15 protein-coding genes and 1 tRNA gene are annotated in these 18529 nt (G+C 63.6%); 11 read left to right on the plus strand and 5 right to left on the minus strand.

The features are described from left to right. The first annotated feature begins 196 nt into the window (after positions 1-196). The 4 genes from hemB to RQI43_RS20315 all read left to right on the plus strand — a co-directional run bounded on the left by hemB (position 197) and on the right by RQI43_RS20315 (position 3455). Positions 197-1252, plus strand: coding sequence for a porphobilinogen synthase (hemB, locus tag RQI43_RS20300; protein ID WP_056429287.1), 1056 nt, complete (start codon positions 197-199; stop codon positions 1250-1252). A 1-nt stretch (position 1253) separates the two neighbouring features. Continuing rightward, positions 1254-1625, plus strand: a complete 372-nt coding sequence (locus tag RQI43_RS20305; protein ID WP_056429290.1) for a hypothetical protein — start codon at positions 1254-1256, stop codon at positions 1623-1625. 172 nt (positions 1626-1797) lie between these two features. Then, on the plus strand, positions 1798-2856 hold the full coding sequence (locus RQI43_RS20310; RefSeq protein ID WP_311276389.1) for a methyl-accepting chemotaxis protein: 1059 nt from the start codon (positions 1798-1800) through the stop codon (positions 2854-2856). A 101-nt stretch (positions 2857-2957) separates the two neighbouring features. Then, positions 2958-3455 carry an RDD family protein gene (locus RQI43_RS20315; protein WP_056429293.1) on the plus strand — a complete coding sequence of 166 codons (498 nt, stop codon included), beginning with the start codon at positions 2958-2960 and terminating at the stop codon, positions 3453-3455. Positions 3456-3492: 37 nt separating this feature from the next. On the opposite strand, the gene RQI43_RS20320 is transcribed toward RQI43_RS20315, so the two are convergent. Continuing rightward, on the minus strand, positions 3493-4722 hold the full coding sequence (locus tag RQI43_RS20320; RefSeq protein WP_311276390.1) for a glycosyltransferase family 2 protein: 1230 nt from the start codon (positions 4720-4722) through the stop codon (positions 3493-3495). Continuing rightward, the gene (locus tag RQI43_RS20325; protein WP_311276391.1) at positions 4719-6314 is read right to left on the minus strand and encodes a glycosyltransferase family 39 protein; all 1596 of its coding nucleotides are present in this window, start codon (positions 6312-6314) and stop codon (positions 4719-4721) included. Before RQI43_RS20325 ends, RQI43_RS20320 begins: the two co-directional genes overlap by 4 nt. A gap of 407 nt (positions 6315-6721) precedes the next feature. On the opposite strand from RQI43_RS20325, the gene RQI43_RS20330 reads away from it, so the two are divergent. Then, positions 6722-7468 carry an arginyltransferase gene (locus tag RQI43_RS20330; protein WP_311276392.1) on the plus strand — a complete coding sequence of 249 codons (747 nt, stop codon included), beginning with the start codon at positions 6722-6724 and terminating at the stop codon, positions 7466-7468. 48 nt (positions 7469-7516) lie between these two features. Here RQI43_RS20330 and RQI43_RS20335 read toward each other — a convergent pair whose 3' ends face one another. Beyond that, complete coding sequence (locus tag RQI43_RS20335; protein ID WP_311276393.1) at positions 7517-9622, minus strand: TonB-dependent siderophore receptor; 2106 nt, start codon at positions 9620-9622, stop codon at positions 7517-7519. A gap of 422 nt (positions 9623-10044) precedes the next feature. Here RQI43_RS20335 and purB point away from each other — a divergent pair, with 422 nt between their 5' ends. The 5 genes from purB to RQI43_RS20360 all read left to right on the plus strand — a co-directional run bounded on the left by purB (position 10045) and on the right by RQI43_RS20360 (position 15911). Beyond that, positions 10045-11352: an adenylosuccinate lyase gene (gene purB / locus RQI43_RS20340; RefSeq protein WP_311276394.1), complete on the plus strand. Its 1308-nt coding sequence runs from the start codon at positions 10045-10047 to the stop codon at positions 11350-11352. Positions 11353-11454: 102 nt separating this feature from the next. After that, positions 11455-12300 carry a D-amino-acid transaminase gene (locus RQI43_RS20345; protein ID WP_311276395.1) on the plus strand — a complete coding sequence of 282 codons (846 nt, stop codon included), beginning with the start codon at positions 11455-11457 and terminating at the stop codon, positions 12298-12300. A gap of 91 nt (positions 12301-12391) precedes the next feature. Continuing rightward, positions 12392-12730 carry a hypothetical protein gene (locus tag RQI43_RS20350; protein ID WP_311276396.1) on the plus strand — a complete coding sequence of 113 codons (339 nt, stop codon included), beginning with the start codon at positions 12392-12394 and terminating at the stop codon, positions 12728-12730. A gap of 137 nt (positions 12731-12867) precedes the next feature. Beyond that, positions 12868-14160 (plus strand): adenylosuccinate synthase, encoded by a 1293-nt coding sequence (locus RQI43_RS20355; RefSeq protein ID WP_207411629.1) that lies wholly within the window; start codon positions 12868-12870, stop codon positions 14158-14160. Between the two features lie 182 nt (positions 14161-14342). Continuing rightward, the gene (locus tag RQI43_RS20360) at positions 14343-15911 is read left to right on the plus strand and encodes a histidine kinase (protein WP_311276397.1); all 1569 of its coding nucleotides are present in this window, start codon (positions 14343-14345) and stop codon (positions 15909-15911) included. 68 nt (positions 15912-15979) lie between these two features. Here the strand turns inward: RQI43_RS20360 and rpoH are convergent, their stop codons facing one another. Continuing rightward, the gene (rpoH, locus tag RQI43_RS20365; protein ID WP_207411627.1) at positions 15980-16870 is read right to left on the minus strand and encodes an RNA polymerase sigma factor RpoH; all 891 of its coding nucleotides are present in this window, start codon (positions 16868-16870) and stop codon (positions 15980-15982) included. Between the two features lie 297 nt (positions 16871-17167). Then, positions 17168-18169, minus strand: a complete 1002-nt coding sequence (locus RQI43_RS20370; RefSeq protein WP_311276398.1) for an RluA family pseudouridine synthase — start codon at positions 18167-18169, stop codon at positions 17168-17170. Positions 18170-18264: 95 nt separating this feature from the next. Between RQI43_RS20370 and RQI43_RS20375 the strand changes: the two genes are divergently transcribed. Further along, a tRNA-Glu gene (locus tag RQI43_RS20375) sits at positions 18265-18340 on the plus strand. Positions 18341-18529 lie beyond the last annotated feature (189 nt).

Consider the following 18529-nt stretch of genomic DNA (forward strand, 5'->3'; position numbering starts at 1 on the left):
TCGCGGGTTTCCACGTGGTCCGTGGTGCGAGCATCGGGACATGCCACGCTCGCCCGGTCGCTTAGACGAACTCTGCCGAGACCCGTCAACATGCGCCGTCCATCGGGGAGCGGCGATCGGCCCGGGTTTCGAAGAGTTTTGGGGATGTGTTAGGCCGGCTCCGACGCGCCCGCGACGAGCATTCGAGACGAAGACCATGACCGAAGCGACCCCGACCCCGCGTCCCCTCGCCATCGAGACGGCCAAGGCGAGCTCCGCCGCGTCGCTGAGCATCACGCAGCGCCCCCGCCGCAACCGCAAGGCGGAGTGGTCGCGCCGCCTCGTGCGGGAAAATACCCTGACGGTGGATGATCTTATCTGGCCGCTCTTCGTGATCGAAGGGACCGGCCGACGCGAGCCCATCGCCTCGATGCCGGGGGTGGAGCGCCTCAGCGTGGACGAGGTGGTCCGCGACGCCGAGCGCGCGGCACGGCTCGGAATCCCTGCGATTTCGTTCTTTCCCTATACCGACCCCGCCCTGCGCGACCCGACCGGATCGGAATCCCTGAACTCCAACAACCTCGTCTGCCGCGCGGTGCGTGCGGTGAAGAAGGCCGTGCCCGAGATCGGCGTGATGACCGACGTCGCCCTCGATCCCTATACCAGCCACGGCCATGACGGCCTGATCGAGGACGGGGCCATCCTCAACGACGAGACGGTGGCGCTCCTCGTGGAGCAGAGCCTGATCCAGGCCGAGGCGGGAACCGACATCATCGCCCCCTCAGACATGATGGACGGTCGCGTCGGCGCGATCCGGAGCGGCCTCGACAAGGCCGGCTTCCGCGACGTCCAGATCATGGCCTACGCGGCGAAGTATGCCAGTGCCTTCTACGGCCCGTTCCGCGATGCCATCGGCACGACGGCGGCCCTGGTGGGTGACAAGCGCACCTACCAGATGGATCCGGGCAATTCGGACGAAGCCCTCAGAGAGGTCGCCCTCGACCTCGACGAAGGTGCCGATTCCGTGATGGTGAAACCCGGCCTGCCCTATCTCGACATCATCCGGAGGGTGAAGGACGAGTTCGGCGTGCCGACCTTCGCCTACCAGGTCTCGGGAGAGTACGCGATGATCGAGGCCGCCGCCCTCAACGGCTGGCTCGATGGCACCCGTGCCATGACGGAGAGCCTCCTCGCCTTCAAACGCGCCGGCGCCGATGGCATCCTGACCTACTACGCCCCCCGTGTGGCCGAACGCCTGCGCGACGGCCTCTGAAATGCGCCGACGGGCCGTCATCGGCCCTGCTGCGCTCCTGCTTCTGGTCGCCCCCTTCCTGGCAGGCTGCGACAGCTCCATCGACCGGCAGCGGATCACCACCTGCCGGCGAACGCTCCCTGCCTTGGTGGCATCGGACCTCCCGCCCCGTCTGCTCCATGTCGGCCGTGGATCGGCGCCCGACAGCGTGCGCGTCGATTACGCTTTGGGCCAACGCCAGCACCGCATCGACTGCCTGTTCGACGGCGGCGCGGGTCTCATCGGCGTCCGCATGGACCACAAGGCGGTGTCGGGCGGAGCGCTTTTCATGCTTAAGAAATACTATCTCGAAACATTAGATTCCGAAGCAAACGACCCCGTGCCGGCGCGCTAGGCATTCGCGCGCCCCTGGCATTCTTATTGCTTGGGTTTCCTTGGGGAGGCGACAGGATTGTCTCTGACCGGCAGACCTCGAATCGTTCGCAGTCGCCTGCCGGCCAATCTAGATCTTGAATCGATATTTAAATACCAAGCGCTGAGCTTGGGCGGTCCATTTTGAGGATGCGATGTCGACAAAACTCAACGAGGCAGATCATCCAGCCGACAGTCTTTCGATGCTCGTGGAGACGTCGACCCAGCAGCTGAAAGCCCTCACTCACCGCAGCGTGGGATCGATCAAGTCCATCACCCGGCGCATGAATCTGCTGGCCCTTAACGCCCTCATCGAGGCCGCTCATGCGGGGGAACGCGGGGCCGGCTTCTCTGTCGTCGCCAATGAGGTCCGCACCGTTGCGGGTGAGATCGAGGGTCTCGTCTCAGGCCTCGGCAACGCCCTGGGAGACGGTGTCGACAACCTGACGCAGGCCGTAGAGCATCTCGCCAGCGAGACCCGCTCGGCCCGCTGTATCGATCTTGCCCTCAACGCCGTCGAGATCATCGACCGGAACCTCTACGAGCGCACATGCGACGTAAGATGGTGGGCGACCGATGCCGCGGTAGTCGAGTGCGCGCTCGCCCCGTCGGAAGCGGCACGGAAACACGCCTCGCACCGGCTCGGAGTCATCCTCTCCGCCTACACGGTCTATCTCGATCTCTGGCTGTGCAGCCTCGACGGCAAGGTCATCGCCAATGGCCGGCCCGACCGGTTCAATGTGGTCGGCCAGGATGTGAGCCATGAGCCGTGGTTCGCCCGCGCCAAGCCGCTAGCCTCGGGCGATGACTTCGCCGTGGCCAATGTGGCGCGGGTCGCCGCGCTCAACGGGGCGCAGAGCGCCACCTATGTCGCCTCCGTGCGAGCAGGTGGTGAGACGAACGGCAAGGCGATCGGCTTTCTCGCGATCCATTTCGATTGGGAGCCGCAGGCACGCACCATCGTCGAGGGTGTCCGCCTCGCGCCGGCGGAGCGGGCCCATAGCCGTGTCATGCTGCTCGATGCCGAGAACCGCGTCATCGCCTGTTCCAAGGGCAACGGACTCCTCACCGAGCGCTATCCCCTCCGCACGGAGGGACGGAGCCAGGGAAGCTACATCGACGCAGCGGGGCGCCTCGTCGCCTTCCACGAGACCCCGGGCTACGAGACGTATCGCGGACTGGGATGGCGCGGCGTGATCGAGCAATCCGCCTGACTTCGAACCCGGCAAGGCCCGTGTGACCTTGAGCGAAGGCATGGGTCCTCCCATGTCTTCCCATGAAGGAGAATCGTCTCCCCTCCTAAAGGCTACCGGCCATGCTCAACACGCCCCCAGGCTACGACCCCGCCGGCTATGCCGAGCGTTTCGGGACCGGCTTTCCGAGCAACCTTCCGATGCCCTTCGTGCGGGCGAGCCTCGGCGCACGTTTCGTCGCCTATCTCCTCGACATCCTCTTCATCCTGGGCTTCACCGCGCTCCTCACCCTGGCGATCACGGTGCTCGGGGTGCTGACCTTCGGGCTCGGCTGGACCCTGTTCGCGATCCTTCCCGCCAGCGGCATCCTCTACAGCGCGGTGACGGTGGGCGGCGCCGCCCAGAGCACTTGGGGCATGCGGATGATGGGTTTGCGCGTGGTGACTCCGGCCAGCGGCCTGCGGGTGGATTTCCTCACCGCCGCCATCCACGCCCTGCTGTTCTACGTCGCCATCTCGACGTTCCTGCTTTGGTTCGTCGATATCCTGTTCGGCCTCATGAGATCGGACCGGCGCCTGGGCCACGACGTTCTCGTCGGCCTCGCGGTGGTGCGGCTCTGATCACACCGGGGGACGAGGTCCAAGGAGGATTTCTTCTCTACCGCGAGACGTAAGGGGGCTGCGCGATACCGATGTCTCCGCCGCCCTTCGATAGAACGGCGTCTCCCTCAGGCGCTTGCTTCTCCCGATCTTTCCGCTTGTCGAAGCGCCGCCAGACCGTGAGGGCCGACAATACGTAGTTGCAGGCGGCACCCACCAGGATGCCCACCCCCGTAGCCAGCCACCAGATGCCCGTCGCTGTGTAGATGAGGTGTGCGACCAGGATATTGTTGAACGCACCGCAGGAACAGGACAGGCAGAACACCGCAAGCCCTCGCAGCAGGTCGATCCCGACGATCCGCTGGTCCCGATATGTCAGGACGTTGTTCAGGAAAAAATTGGCCGTCATGGCGCCGAGCGTGGCAACAGTCTGAGACAGCAGGAAATTATCGTTCAGGACGTATAGCATCAGCCCCAGAAGGGCCAGATGGACAATGACACCTAGGCCACCGACCAGGGCGAAGGAGACGAACCGCGTAGGCAGTGCTCCGAAGACGGATTTCGCAATGAGAAGGACGGCGAAGTCGAAGAGAACCCTCTCGTCGAGCTTGCTTTGCCCGGTAAGCCGGGGGCCGAAGACGTAGGGAACCTCCTCGATCTTCATCGCCCGCCCACCCTGAACAAGGATGTCTGCGAGAAGCTTGAAGCCGTCGCGGCTCAGGCGCGGCTCGGCTTTCACCAGAATACTTCGGCGCATGAGGAAGAAACCGCTCATGGGATCGCTGGTCTGGACCCGCAGCAGAGCGCGTACCAGACGGTTGCCGGCATTGCTCAAGGCTTGTCGGACGGACGAAAAGGCCGCCACGTCGGGATCGTCGACATAACGGCTGGCGATGACGATGTCGCACTTGGTCGACGCCATCAGGTCGAGCATTGGCACGAGGGTCGCAGGCTCGTGCTGGAGGTCCGCATCCATGACCGCGACGAGTTCGGACCGCGCCGCGAGCATCCCCTCGATACAGGCTCCCGCCAGCCCGCGTCGTCCGGTCCGCGTGATGATTCTGATCCGGGAATCGGCCTTGGCCAAGCTCTCGACGACGGCTGAGGTGCCATCCGGGGAATCGTCGTCGACGACGATCACCTCGAACGGATGTCGGTCGAGCGAGGCGGCGATCCGGCCGCAGATGACCGCGATGTTATCCCGCTCGTTGAATGTCGGGATGACGATCGTGACGAGAGGCCGATCCGCATCGGGTGCGAACGTCGCCTGGGGCAAAGTGAGAGTCACTGGCGGCCTTTCGCGCCGATCCTGGGCTTCGGCCAGGTACCATCGAAACGGCTCGCCCGGACGATCTTCAGATCGTGCATCTTGCGCCCATTGAAAGTCAGACGGATGGGCGAGTCCTCCGAGAACGTCTCGAAATGACCGTCGAGATTATACCGGATTGCATCGGGATTGGCATACCTGTCGACGATGATGGCATCCATACCCCGGAAGCGCGCCGGATCCGCGAGATAGGTGAAGTGGATATTGTCTCCGGCGAGGCACAGGCTGCGGAACTGCTGTCGGATGGCATAGAAGGCCTTGGCGCAATCTTCCCAACGAGTGGCGGCAATGAAGGTGCGGGCGGGATCGACACCGCGAGCGGTCAGCGCGGAGGGAAGATCGCTCCAATCGTAGAGTTCCAGGAGGATTGGATCCTGGTTTCGGAACGCTTTAGCCGGAGCGACCCGCTCGGCCCAGCCGGTAAAGGCATGTAGCAGTAGTAGGCCGATCGCCAGGATCGTCGTTGCGGCTAGCGTCGCGAGCCAGCGCCGTGCGGCGTCCGGCCGGTCGCTGGCTGCGAGGCCGTCCGCCCAGGCGCCTACGAGCGGCAGCAGGGGAAGATACCCCATGGACGCCCAGTGATAGCCGCGCAGTGGATGGCTGCTCCACACCATTACACCGAGAATGAACAGAAGAACGGGCGCCGCGAGACAGGCGAGAAGCCAGGGTCCTGCCTCCCTCGGGCCGTTTCTCAGGCTTCGATACAGCATGTAGAAGGCGGGAAATAACACGAGTGGGTGGACGATCATTACCTGTGTCAGGGTCCAGCGGAACGCTCTCGTGAGGTTCACGCTCCCGTTCCCTTCGGCGCGCGCACCCTGATATAGGAACGAAACCCAGCCGTGCTCCGCATTCCAGATGATGACCGGGAGGAGCGGCAGCAACAGGAAGACGAGGCCGAAATAGGTGGCCGGCCGAAGGAGCCAGCGCCTTCCCTCGGCTTGGCTCGCAACTGCGACGAGAAGGCCCGGCACAAGAAGGACCGCGAGATACTTCGAGGCAAGGGCACAACCGAACAGGAAGGCGCAGACAAACCAGATCCCGTTGTCCTGCAGTCTTCGGGCGCTGAAATCGATGTGAAGGAAGGCAAGCAGGGCGGCTAGGATGAAAAGGGTCATCGGCCCGTTCGTCTGGGCCAGACTCCCATCCGACAGTCCGAGAAGCGGGGACAGGGAGTAGGCGCAGACAGCGTAGAGACCGGCACGCGAATTGAAGATCCGCAGTGTGATCAGGTAGATCAGCCACCCCGAAACCACCGACATCACCAGGAATGGGAGGCGCACGATCACTGCATCGTCGGATCCGAACAGACGCATGACACCGGCGATCGTCCACCATGTCAGGGGTGGCTGATCGAAGAACGAGATCGACGGGTTCCTCGCGACGACAGCACCGTATGTTTCCATGAAGGTAAGGTCGAGAAACCGCACCGCGACCAGCCGGGCGATGAACGAGACGATCAAGATAACGATGACATGATGCGTATAATCGGCCGACCGAGCGGCATCCCCGAAGGGACTGGCCTTCGCGGCACTCGGCGGGTCGTAGCGCATCGGCGTTAGTTGGAGGGAGCTGATCTGACTAATTCCTTGTCCAGTCTTGCAAAAGTAGATCGACCGCGTCCGAGTCGCATGCCGGTCGTCTCGCGATCCTCCGATGTCGCGTCACGATTTTGCCCCCGCTGATGGCAACGAACACAATTCACGTGAGAATTTTGCTATCGTGTTTCAACTCACCGACATCACCCCGGTCACGACATGGGATGATTTCGTCCTGAATTGCCTCCGAAATACGGTCGCTCCCCACCCGGGCGCGGTGATACGCTCGGCGGGCCGACCATGCCAGCCTTCACGCTGAAAATGAGATACCGCGACGTTCACCCACTTGAGACCTGGCACGGGGCGGGTACACTCATCGAGTGCGGGGAACGCTCCCGCCGGCCCCGAGGTCAGCTGCAAGCGTGACGAGCCATCCCCGAGACACCCCGCAATTCTATCTGACGGCACCTTCGCCCTGCCCTTATCTGCCGGGTCAGGAGGAACGGAAGGTGTTCACCCATCTCGTGGGGCGGCGCGCCCGTGACCTCAACGAGATCCTCACGCAGGGCGGCTTCCGACGCTCGCAGACCATAGCCTATCGCCCGGCATGCGAGACCTGTCGGGCATGTATCTCCGTGCGAGTTCTGGTGTCGGATTTCGTCGCTTCGGCGAGCCATCGCCGCATCCTCCAGCGGAACGCGGATCTCATCGGCAATCCCGAGCCCAATCGTCCTGCCTCGGAGCAATACGCTCTCTTTCGCCGTTATCTCGACGCGCGCCACGGTGATGGTGGCATGGTCGACATGACGGTGCTCGACTACGCTATGATGATCGAGGACAGCCACGTCGATACCCACCTCGTGGCCTATCGCCGACGCGGCCCGGACACCGCGATCAACGGGCGGGGTACGGGTCCGACCGTAGCTCTCTGCCTGACGGATGTGCTCTCCGATGGCCTGTCGATGGTCTATTCCTTCTACGATCCGGTGGAGGCCCAGCGTTCGCTCGGAACGTTTATGATCCTCGACCATATCCGCCGCGCCGCTTCCCTCGGCCTGCCCTATCTCTATCTTGGCTATTGGGTCGATGGCTCACGCAAGATGGATTACAAGGCCCGCTTCCGACCCCAGGAGCGCCTGATGGGGCCGGGCTGGCAGCGGGTGGATTAGTCCGCCGCCCCGATCGCTCACCGGAGCGGCGTCGACGCGAACCACGCGTCAGAATTTGGCAATCACCTGAGCGCGAATGATCCTCGGTGCGCCCGGGCTGATGTTGTTGTTGCCGTCCGCCGTGGCGATGTAGCCCCGGTCGAAAAGATTCTCGATGTTGATCTGCGCCCGCACCAGATCCGTGACCTGATAGAAGAGGCCGAGATCGAAGCGGGTGTAGCCTGGGAGTCTGACCGTGTTGTCGGCTGCCGCGAACGTGTGGGTCTGATGGATCGCGCCGATACCGAACGAGAAGGACGGCGTGACCGCGAACTTATTCCATAGGGTGACGGCGTTGAACGGCACCAGTCCGACATGGTTGCCCGGGACGATAAGTGCCGAGCTGAACCCGCTGACGATGCGCGCATCGGTGAAGGCATAGCCGCCCGCGACCTGCCACCAATCGGTGACGAAGCCGTTCGCGCCGATCTCGACACCCTTCGCGTTGGTCTGGCCGCTCAGCAGGAAGAAGCCAGGGCGGTTCGGATCGGCGAGCCGCTGGTTGAACCGGTCGAGGTCGTAGAGCGCGCCGGTGAGTTGGAGCGTCGACGAGAGGTCCCATTTCACGCCGACCTCGCGGTTCTCGAACCGCTCCGGCTCGGCGATGGCGAGCCCTTCGGACAGGGCGCTGAACTGGTCGCCGGCGGATGGCAGGTAGGAGATGCTGTAGTTGCCGTAGAAGGCGAGGCTGTCCACCGGCTTGAACACCAATCCGACCCTGGGCGACAGCAGATCATCGATGCGGGAATTGGTGACGTTGGTGCGCCGGTCCGTCGAGGAGAAATCGAAATGATCGTAGCGCAGGCCACCGATCACCTGGACATGGGGGCCGATCTCGATCTGATCCTGGACGTAGACCGCAGCCAGTCCGAGGTCGTAGCGGCTGTTGGAGGACGAAGCCAGGTTGCGGAAACTGACGGGGACTCGCGAAACCGGTGAGAGCGGATTGACGGTCAGCGTCTGCGTTCCGGTCGTCGCGAAGAAGCCTTCCTCCCGGTAGGTGATGCCTTCCTGCTTGCCGAGTTCGAAACCCGCGAGCAGCGTATGGGCCAGCGGCCCCGTGGCGAATTTGTACGTGAAATCGTTCTGGTTGAAGAAGTTTGTCCTCGGCGTGTCGTTGTTGAACGCGCTGAGATCGACGGTCGTCCCGGCGGCGTTCACCGCACCGCCGGCGCGGATGCTCGGATACACGACCTGATAGGCCTTGGCGTAATCGGCGTAGCGGAACTGGCTCCGCATCTCGACGCCCGAGGCGAAGCGGTGATCGAGAACCGCCGTCGCGATATGTGCATCCACGCGGGAGTAGCTGAGGTCGGGATTGCCGAAGAACGTTCTGATGTTGTCGCGATACCGATAGGGCCGCCCGAACTGGGACGGGATCCCGCGATCCGCCGTCCGATCGTCGTGGAAATACTCGTAGGACAGTTTTAGCGTGGTCTCGGGCCCGAGCAGGATCGTCGCCGTCGGATTGATGCCCCAGCGCCGCAGATCGACGTGGTCACGATAGGTGCTACTATCCTCGAACATTCCGTTGAGGCGGAAGAACACGCTGTCCGCGACCCGGTCGCCGACATCCACGGCCACCCTTTTATTGAAATACTGGCCACCCTGAAGGATGACTTCCCGAACCGGAGTTCCGGTGGCGTCCTTGAGCACGCGATTGACGACGCCCCCGCCGCCGCCGCGACCGAAGATCATTGCGTTCGGTCCCTTGAGCACTTCGATCCGCTCGACGTTGTAGAGATCGCGGTAGTACATCGCGTCGTCGCGCATGCCGTTGACGTAGAAATCGGCGCTGGATTGCTGCCCGCGGATCACGACCTCGTCCCGGTTGCCGGCACCCTGGTGCAGGAACACGCCGGGCACGTAGCGCAGGGCTTCGGTGACTCCCTGGAACCCCTGATCCTGGACTTGCTCGCGCGTAATGACCGTCACCGCCTGCGGGGTGTCGATCAGCTGGGTGTCCGTCTTCGTCGCGCTCCGGCTGCGGTTGGCGCGGTAGCCTGTAGTATGTCCCCCTGTTCCCTCGACATTGAGCTGGTCTAACGTGACTTCAGCATGATGACCGGAATCGGGAATATCTGCCTGTGCTTTGGCTGCCCGCACGTCCGACATGAAAGGTACGGCTGTTAGAACCGTGATCAGACGTAGGCGGACAAAGGAGTGCATCGGTGCGCCTCAGTTATATTTGCAATATTCTGCATAAATAGCGATATATTCCGCTCATCGTGCAGATGCTATTTGTCTAATAGACACGCTAAATTGATCGGCAACCGGTTGCGGCCAGTTTGACAGCGATCTAGATTTTGGAATCTTTTGATAATTATTCTAGAATATCGCCCAAGTTTCAGGACATGCGATGGAAATCCCGTCATTAGTGCATCAGCTCGGCTATTCGGACGCCTCTGGTTTCGCCACTGCGATGCATAAATGTATCACTCCATACAGAGTGCTTCTGTGACGTCGCGTTGAGCGCAGCCTCCGCTCATGCTAGGCGCCAGCCTCATCGCTCCAACCCGTCCTGCCCGAGGCGTCGCATGATCCCCCGCTATAGCCGCCCCGAAATGACGGCGATCTGGTCACCTGAAAGCCGCTTCCGCATCTGGTTCGAGATCGAGGCTCACGCCACCACGGCGCTGGCCGAGATCGGCGTCGTGCCCAAGGAAGCTGCTGCGACGATCTGGGAAAAGGGCCGCGACGCGGTCTTCGACGTCGCCCGCATCGACGCCATCGAGGCGGTCACCAAGCATGACGTCATCGCCTTCCTGACGCATCTGGCCGAGATTGTGGGCCCCGATGCGCGGTTCGTGCACCAGGGCATGACCTCATCGGACGTCCTCGACACCTGTTTCAACGTGCAGCTCGTCCGGGCCGCCGACATCCTGATCAAAGATGTTGATGCGCTTCTCGCCGCGATCAAGCGCCGGGCATTCGAGCACAAGCTGACCCCGACCATCGGTCGCTCGCACGGCATCCATGCCGAGCCGGTGACCTTCGGCCTGAAGCTCGCCCAGGCCTATGCCGAGTTCGAGCGCACCCGCGCCCGTCTCGTCGCCGCCCGCGAGGAAGTCGCCACCTGCGCGATCTCTGGCGCCGTCGGCACCTTCGCCAACATCGACCCGCGCGTGGAGGAGTATGTCGCCAAGGCGATGGGCCTCACCCCCGAGCCGGTCTCCACGCAGGTCATCCCCCGCGACCGCCACGCCATGTTCTTCGCCACCCTGGGCGTCGTCGCGAGTTCGGTGGAGCGTCTCTCCATCGAGGTACGCCACCTGCAGCGCACGGAAGTTCTGGAAGCGGAAGAGTTCTTCTCCGAGGGCCAGAAGGGCTCGTCGGCCATGCCGCACAAGCGCAATCCCATCCTCACCGAGAATCTGACGGGTCTCGCCCGCATGGTGCGCTCGTTCGCCCTCCCCGCCATGGAGAACGTGGCGCTCTGGCACGAGCGCGACATCTCGCATTCCTCGGTGGAGCGCATGATCGGCCCGGACGCGACGGTAACTCTCGATTTCGCTCTGGCGCGACTGACCGGCGTGATCGACAAGCTGCTGATCTATCCCGAGCAGATGCAGCGAAATCTCGACAAGCTCGGCGGCCTCGTCCACTCGCAGCGGGTGCTGCTGGCCCTGACGCAGGCGGGCGTATCCCGCGAGGACGCGTATCGCCTGGTTCAGCGTAACGCCATGCCGGTCTGGCGCGGCGAAGGCGACTTCCTCACCCTGCTGAAGGCCGATGCGGACGTCACCGCGTCGCTGAGCCCGGAGCAGATCGAGGAGTGCTTCGACCTCGGCTACCATTTCAAGCACGTGGACACGATTTTTTCGCGCGTTTTCGGTACGGCCTGATCGTCAATCGTACCCGACGCGGCGATCCGCGGAGCACATTTCGTGCTTCGTGGATCGCGTAGCGGCGTAGCCGCCGTTTCTGCCCGGAGAAAAGGAAGTTCGATGTCGCGCATCGTCTACGTCAACGGCGAGTTCGTGCCCTTCGAGGCCGCGACCGTGTCGATCATGGACCGGGGCTTCCTGTTCGCGGACGGCATCTATGAAGTGTCGGCCGTCCTCGACGGCCGTCTCGTGGACAACGCGGCGCATCTGGCCCGGCTCGACCGGTCGCTGGGCGAGATCGGCATCCGCAATCCCTACCCGACCGAAGACTGGATCCGGCTAGAGACCGAACTGGTCCGTCGCAACGGTGTCGACGAGGGCCTCGTATACATGCAGGTGACGCGGGGGGCCTACGAGCGGGATTTCGCCTTCCCGCCGGCCGAGACCGAACCCACCGTGGTGATGTTCACCCAGGCCAAGACGGTAGCCAGGAACCCGCTGGCGGAGCGGGGCGCCAAGGTCATCACCGTTCCCGATATCCGCTGGAAGCGGCGCGACATTAAGTCGGTGGCGCTCCTCGCCCAGGTTCTGGCCAAGCAGGAAGCGGCCAAGGCCGGCGTCGCGGAGGCCTGGATGGTGGAGGACGGTTTCGTCACCGAGGGCTCCTCGTCGACCGCCTTCATCATCACCGGCGGAAAGGTGGTCACCCGCCCGCTCTCCACCGCCCTGCTGCCCGGCATCACGCGCCTCGCCGTCATGCGCCTTGCCGAGGAAGCAGGCCTGACGATCGAGGAGCGGCTGTTCTCCGTGGAGGAGGCGTTCGCGGCGCAGGAGGCCTTCTACACGAGCGCTTCCGCCTTCGTGATGCCCGTCATCGACATCGACGGGCACGAACTGGGCGACGGCAAGCCGGGCGCGCTGACGAAGCGGCTGCGCGCACTTTATCTGGAGATGGCCGGGACATAAGGGCGGGCCGGTCTCATCCGTCATCCGGCGCCGCCATAGGAACTGCATCGCCGCCGGAGCGGTTTGTCTCCCGACTTTCTGGGGGACATCGATGCCGAGACCGTTTCGTCACGCCGCACTGCTTGCTTTCGCCCTGACGGCGTCGGGCGCCTATGCCCAGTCGCCCGATGTACCGCTGAAAGGGCGCGACACCTCCCCGAACATCCCGCCCTCCACGGAGACGGTGCCGGAGAAGGTTCGTCCGTCCGAGGAAGGAACCGGCGGCTCGACCTTGAGCGACAAGCTCGAGAAGAACGACGGCGTCATCACGCCGCCCGGTAATTCCGCACCGGGCCTGGTGGTCAAGCCTCCCGAGTCCGAGAACAGCGGCATGCCGGTGATCAAGCCGGGCCAGTTGCCGGGCCGCGAACCGGGGACGGAAGCGCGCTAGGAATTGGGCGCGCCTCAAGACTTCGGGCGCGGTTTGCTTGATTTCCGGCCTGGGATCGCGGAAAGACCCCGGAGATGCGTGTCGGCCCGCCTTCGCGGCGGGGCGTTTCCACGCGGGCACCGGACAGGTTGAAGTGAATGGCGAACGTCGTCGTCGTGGGCGCCCAATGGGGCGACGAAGGCAAGGGTAAGATCGTCGACTGGCTCTCGGAGCAGGCCGACGTCGTGGTTCGCTTTCAGGGCGGCCACAATGCCGGGCATACGTTGGTCATCGACGGTGTGACCTACAAGCTGGCGCTTCTCCCCTCCGGCGTTGTCCGGGGCGGAAAGCTCTCGGTGATCGGCAATGGCGTCGTGGTCGATCCGTGGCACCTCGTGGACGAGATCGCCCGGCTTCAGGCGCAGGGCGTCGAGATCTCGCCCGAGAGCCTCCGCATCGCCGATAACGCGACGCTGATCCTTCCGCTTCACCGGGAACTCGACCATTTTCGCGAGACGTCCAATGCCGGTCTCAAGATAGGCACGACGAAGCGCGGTATCGGCCCAGCCTACGAGGACAAGGTCGGTCGTCGGGCCATCCGCGTGGTCGACTTGGCCGACGAAAGCACGCTGGAATCGAAGATCGAGCGGGTGCTCACCCACCACAATGCCCTCCGCCGCGGCCTTGGGATCGACGAGGTCGATGCCGGCGCGTTGCTCGCAGAACTGAAGGCGATCGCGCCGACGATCCTCCCCTACGCCACCACCGTGTGGAAGCTCCTCGACGACGAGCGCCGGGCGGGCAAGCGCATCCTGTTCGAGGGCGCGCAGGGTGCCCTCCTCGACGTCGATCACGGCACCTACCCGTTCGTCACCTCCTCCAACATCGTCGCCGCCCAGGCCGCCACTGGCTCCGGCATGGGGCCGTCCGCGATCGGCTACGTGCTGGGTATCGCCAAGGCCTATACGACGCGCGTGGGCGAAGGCCCGTTCCCGACCGAACTATTCGATGAAATCGGCGAAACGATCGGGGCCAAGGGCCGCGAATTTGGCGTCAATACGGGGCGCAAACGTCGGTGCGGCTGGTTCGACGCCGTTCTGGTGCGCCAGACCGTCCGAACCTCAGGCATCGACGGCATCGCCTTGACCAAGCTCGACATCCTCGACGGGTTCGAGGAGATCAAGGTCTGCACCGGGTACCGCCTCGATGGCCAGGTTCTTGACCATTTGCCCGCCAATCAAGCGGCACAGGCTAAGGTCGAGCCGATCTACGAGATCATCGAAGGCTGGTCCGGCACCACCGCGGGTGCGCGCTCATGGGCCGATCTTCCCGCCCAGGCGATCAAGTATGTACGGCGGATCGAAGAACTGATCGGGGCACCCGTGGCGTTGCTCTCGACGTCGCCGGAGCGCAACGACACCATCCTGATGCACAATCCCTTCGAGGATTGAGCGTCCGGCTGAGGCTTCGGCACTTGGGGTAGCGACAAGGCGACCGGTGGCAATTTCCCGAGTGATCAAGCGCTGTAGGGCTGGTGGGTGCCTCGTTCGAGGGACAGGCATCGCGGATCATGCGGTCGCGCCCCGCCGGGCGCCCATATCTGGACGGTGAGAACAGGGCGGACCGAGGTTCGATGGCCGATTATTACCCTTTGCTGGCACGAGCGCTTCAAGCGATGCCGGATCGGTCTCCCGCCCTGCGCAAGGCGGTCTATGACCGGGCGCGCGGCGCTCTGATCGGACAGCTCCGGTCGCTCGAACCACCGCTATCCGAAGCCGACATCGACCTCGAGAGCAAAGCCCTCGAAACCGCCATCGAACGGGTCGAGAACGAATTTGGCGAGCCGCCGGCCGCCGCGGCCAACGATGTCGTGCCGCCGATCTTCGTTGCCCCCGAGGAGCGCGACACCCTGCCGGAAGCGGCGGCTCCGGATCGATTACCGGAACCGACCAAGCGCGACTTCGCCGAACCGACCCTGCCGCCCGCACCTGAGCCGAACTTGGGCATTCGGCCCTCGCGGCCGGATCGCTCGCGTGTTGCAAACGCAGACGCGTCGCCACCCAAGTCTCTTCCCCCGGCCTCGGAACAGGTGCCTGTCTCAGACGGCCCTGCTACGGTCTTGCCGATCAAGCCGCGGAAGGCGAAATCTGCCGACAGGGTCGCCGACCGGAAGGCTGCGCGAGACGCTGCGAAGATGACCTCGGGCGCTGAGACGCCATCTGGTCAATCCACGGAGTCGGAATCACCCATAGAACCATCGATCGAAGCGCCGCCCGCCGAGCGTGACGCGGCGGGCATGCCTGTCGATTCCTCGAATGCGCGGCATCGTCCACGGATCGACGTCGTCGCCCCGCGTAAGGGCCGCCCTCGCCTTCTCCGGAATGTCTTCGTGGGAAGCGTTCTCCTGGTCGTCGTCGGGCTCATCGCGGTAGCGGCCTTCATGCTTCGCGACAAACCATCGGACCTGCAGCCTGGAATCACGGAGACACAAGAGGAGGGGTCCGATCCGGCGGCATCGAAATATGCAGATCGGATCGGCGGTGACGCTCCCGCCCTCCCGGAGCGACGCGACCAGACCTCTCGTCAGGCTCCCGCCCGCCCGACGACGGCAACGCCGGATGCCGGCAAGGCACCGACCCAGCCCGATGTGGCAGTCGCACAGCGGGCCGTTCTTTTTGAAGAGAATACAGCGGGCGGAAATGCACAGCCGATCACCTTCCAGGGCATGGTGGTCTGGCGTCTCGAGGCGATGAATGGCGAACAGGGCCAGCCACTGGAGACCGTGATCCGGGGGCGTGTGACCTTTGCCGATGCTGGCCTGTCGCTGGTGATGACGATCCGACGGAACCTCGATCCCACCTTTCCTGCGTCCCACACCATCGAACTTGCCTTCACCACCACCAGCCCCGCCGGGGATACGCATGCGGTTCAGGATGTCGGCCTTCTGAGTGCGAAGGATGAAGAAGGAGGCCGGGGATCGCCTGTCTCGGGCCTTCCGGTACGCGTCAAGGAAAACCTGTTCCTGATCGGCCTGTCCTCGCTTCAGGCCGATGTAGACCGGAACACCGACCTGTTGGAGCATCGCAACTGGTTCGACCTACCGATGAAGTTCGTCTCGGGCCCTCGTGGCGTCCTGACTTTCGAGAAGGGCACTTCGGGCAATCAGGTCATCCGCTCGGCCTTCGAGCAATGGCGTCGATAGGCACAAAAAAAGGCCGGTTCCGCATCAGCGAAACCGGCCTTCTTTCTAAGTGCCTTTCGGAGGAAACTTCAGGCGTGAGCTGCCGCCCGCGGGGCCTCGCGAGTAGCGAGGTTGCGTTTCACCGCCTCCTGGATCTTCTCAAAGGCTCGAACCTCGATCTGTCGGACGCGCTCGCGCGAGACTCCAAACTCGCCTGACAGGTCTTCGAGGGTGATCGGGTCGTCTGCCAGTCGGCGCGCCTCGAAGATGCGACGCTCACGCGGGTTCAGGACCGACAGCGCATCGCGCAAGGCGGTCAGCCGGTTCTGGCCCTCTTCCTCGCGGGCGAGCACGGTTTCCTGACTCGGGCTGTTGTCCACCAGCCAATCCTGCCACTCGCCCTCACCTTCCTCGCGGAGGGGAGCGTTGAGGGAGGTATCGCCGGACAGGCGGCGATTCATGTCGATTACGTCCTGCTCGGGCACGCCGAGCTTGACCGCGATCTGAGCCACCTGATCGGGTTTCAGATCCCCTTCATCCAGGGCGGAGATCTTGCCCTTGGCCTTACGGAGGTTGAAGAACAGCTTCTTCTGGTTTGCGGTGGTGCCCATCTTCACCAGCGACCAAGAGCGTAGAATGTACTCTTGGATCGCAGCCTTGATCCACCACATAGCATAGGTGGCGAGTCGGAAGCCCTTGTCCGGCTCGAACCGCTTGACCGCTTGCATGAGGCCGACATTCCCTTCGGACACGACTTCGCCGATGGGAAGGCCATAACCACGGTAACCCATGGCGATCTTGGCCACGAGTCGGAGATGCGATGTCACGAGCCGGTGCGCCGCATCGCGGTCGCCCTTTTCACGCCAGCTCTTGGCAAGCGTGAACTCCTCGTTCGGCTCGAGCATCGGAAACTTGCGGATCTCATCGAGGTAGCGCGAAAGTCCACCTTCGGTGGCGAGCACGGGTAGTGCGCCTGCCATAGTCATCTCTCCCTACAAGGTCCCCCATCCGGGCAGACCAGAAACGAACCGCCGCTCTATGAGCCGACCGTCCCACTCCCCGAGCCTACCCGGAAAGAAAACGGTACGGTAGCGGTCCGTGACTCGAACGTGGCTAACAACGCGCCAGTGAGCCGATGGCTCGAAGGTGACACGAAAGGCCGCGGGCCGGGGTGCGCCCGCACACCTGTTTGCCGGCCATCCTTGACAGGCGCAACTCCGCAACAGTGACGGGAATCGACGATTCCGTCCGAATACCTGGGGTCGCTGCTCGGCTCCTCAAGGCTTCGATGGTCCCCGCAAGGCAGCGATGAGGGCAGCCATATCCGGCGGGATCGGGCTTTCGAACCGCAGCACCTCGCCGGTGCGTGGGTGCTCGAAACCCAATATGGCAGCGTGAAGCGCCTGCCGACCCAAAGCTTCGAGCTTGGCCCGCGCCGCTTCGCCGAGTCGGCCGGCCTTGGTCTTGAAGGCGTTGCCATAGACCGTATCGCCGAGAAGCGGATGGCCGCGATGACTGAGATGGACGCGGATCTGATGCGTCCGTCCGGTCTCGAGCCGGCAACGGACGAGAGCGACTTCGGCGCCCGCATCCAGGATCTCCTCGACAACGTAATGGGTGATGGCTGTACGGCCCTCCCCCGGGCGCATGACGGCGATCTTCTCGCGATTGCGCTGGCTGCGCGCGAGCTCGACATCGATCGTGCCCAGCCGGGGCTCCGGCGCTCCCCAGGTCAGGGCGAGATACGCACGCTCCAACGGTCCGTTACGGCCATGGTCGGCAAACTGCGCCGTGAGCCCCTTATGGGCCAGATCGTTCTTGGCGACGACGAGGAGACCGCTCGTGTCCTTGTCGAGCCGGTGCACGATACCAGGCCTCCGTACACCGCCGATCCCCGACAGGCTCTCGCCGCAATGAGCGATGAGGCCATTCACAAGGGTTCCAGCATCGTGACCGGGCGCCGGGTGAACCACCAGCCCCGCCGGCTTGTCGATGACGATCAGGTCGTCGTCCTCGTGAACGATAGCGAGATCGAGGGCCTCCGCCATTGGCGTCGCATCCACCGGCGCAGGAATCGTCACGTCGAGGACGGCACCTCCGCTGACCTTCAGGGAGAGGTCCAGCACGACGATTCCATCCTTGCTCACCTGACCGGTACGGATCAGCTCCTGCAATCGCGAACGCGACACGTCCGGCAGCGCGCGGGCGAGCGCCCTGTCGATGCGCTCCGCCTCTGCGTCCAGGTCGAGGACGACACGGCGGTCCTGCGGTTCTTGCACGATATGATCTCTTTCGATGCCGATGAAATTTAAGCGCTCGGGAGGCCTTGCTCCCCCGCTCGACCGTCGCTATACGATCGCCAGCCGCCCGGAAAGCTCCCATCGTCTAGCGGTCTAGGACGTCGCCCTCTCACGGCGAAAACAGGGGTTCGATTCCCCTTGGGAGCGCCAGCGGGTGTTACTGGTCGTTGCAATTTTGACATGTTGCGGTGAGGTCGGTTGACTGAGGTGACACAGGCTATTGTTAGCCGTTGCCCGTGCAGTTATCAGCCTTACAAATTGCTCAAGCTCAGCTGCAACAGACAAGTTTGAGGGATAGGACCTGTGCTCACACGAGTCGCGTTCCTCGTGCACCACTTA

The sequence above is a fragment of the Methylobacterium sp. WCS2018Hpa-22 genome (assembly GCF_031843785.1).
In the GTDB taxonomy this organism is placed as follows: domain Bacteria; phylum Pseudomonadota; class Alphaproteobacteria; order Rhizobiales; family Beijerinckiaceae; genus Methylobacterium.

Coding starts and splice junctions, on each gene's coding strand:
- RQI43_RS20305 (WP_056429290.1), top strand. CDS start 1,254: ATGCGCCGACGGGCCGTCATCGGCCCTGCTGCGCTCCTGCTTCTGGTC.
- purB (WP_311276394.1), top strand. CDS start 10,045: ATGATCCCCCGCTATAGCCGCCCCGAAATGACGGCGATCTGGTCACCT.
- RQI43_RS20310 (WP_311276389.1), top strand. CDS start 1,798: ATGTCGACAAAACTCAACGAGGCAGATCATCCAGCCGACAGTCTTTCG.
- RQI43_RS20355 (WP_207411629.1), top strand. CDS start 12,868: ATGGCGAACGTCGTCGTCGTGGGCGCCCAATGGGGCGACGAAGGCAAG.
- RQI43_RS20360 (WP_311276397.1), top strand. CDS start 14,343: ATGGCCGATTATTACCCTTTGCTGGCACGAGCGCTTCAAGCGATGCCG.
- RQI43_RS20335 (WP_311276393.1), bottom strand. CDS start 9,622: ATGTCGGACGTGCGGGCAGCCAAAGCACAGGCAGATATTCCCGATTCC.
- rpoH (WP_207411627.1), bottom strand. CDS start 16,870: ATGGCAGGCGCACTACCCGTGCTCGCCACCGAAGGTGGACTTTCGCGC.
- RQI43_RS20325 (WP_311276391.1), bottom strand. CDS start 6,314: ATGCGCTACGACCCGCCGAGTGCCGCGAAGGCCAGTCCCTTCGGGGAT.
- RQI43_RS20350 (WP_311276396.1), top strand. CDS start 12,392: ATGCCGAGACCGTTTCGTCACGCCGCACTGCTTGCTTTCGCCCTGACG.
- RQI43_RS20315 (WP_056429293.1), top strand. CDS start 2,958: ATGCTCAACACGCCCCCAGGCTACGACCCCGCCGGCTATGCCGAGCGT.
- RQI43_RS20345 (WP_311276395.1), top strand. CDS start 11,455: ATGTCGCGCATCGTCTACGTCAACGGCGAGTTCGTGCCCTTCGAGGCC.
- hemB (WP_056429287.1), top strand. CDS start 197: ATGACCGAAGCGACCCCGACCCCGCGTCCCCTCGCCATCGAGACGGCC.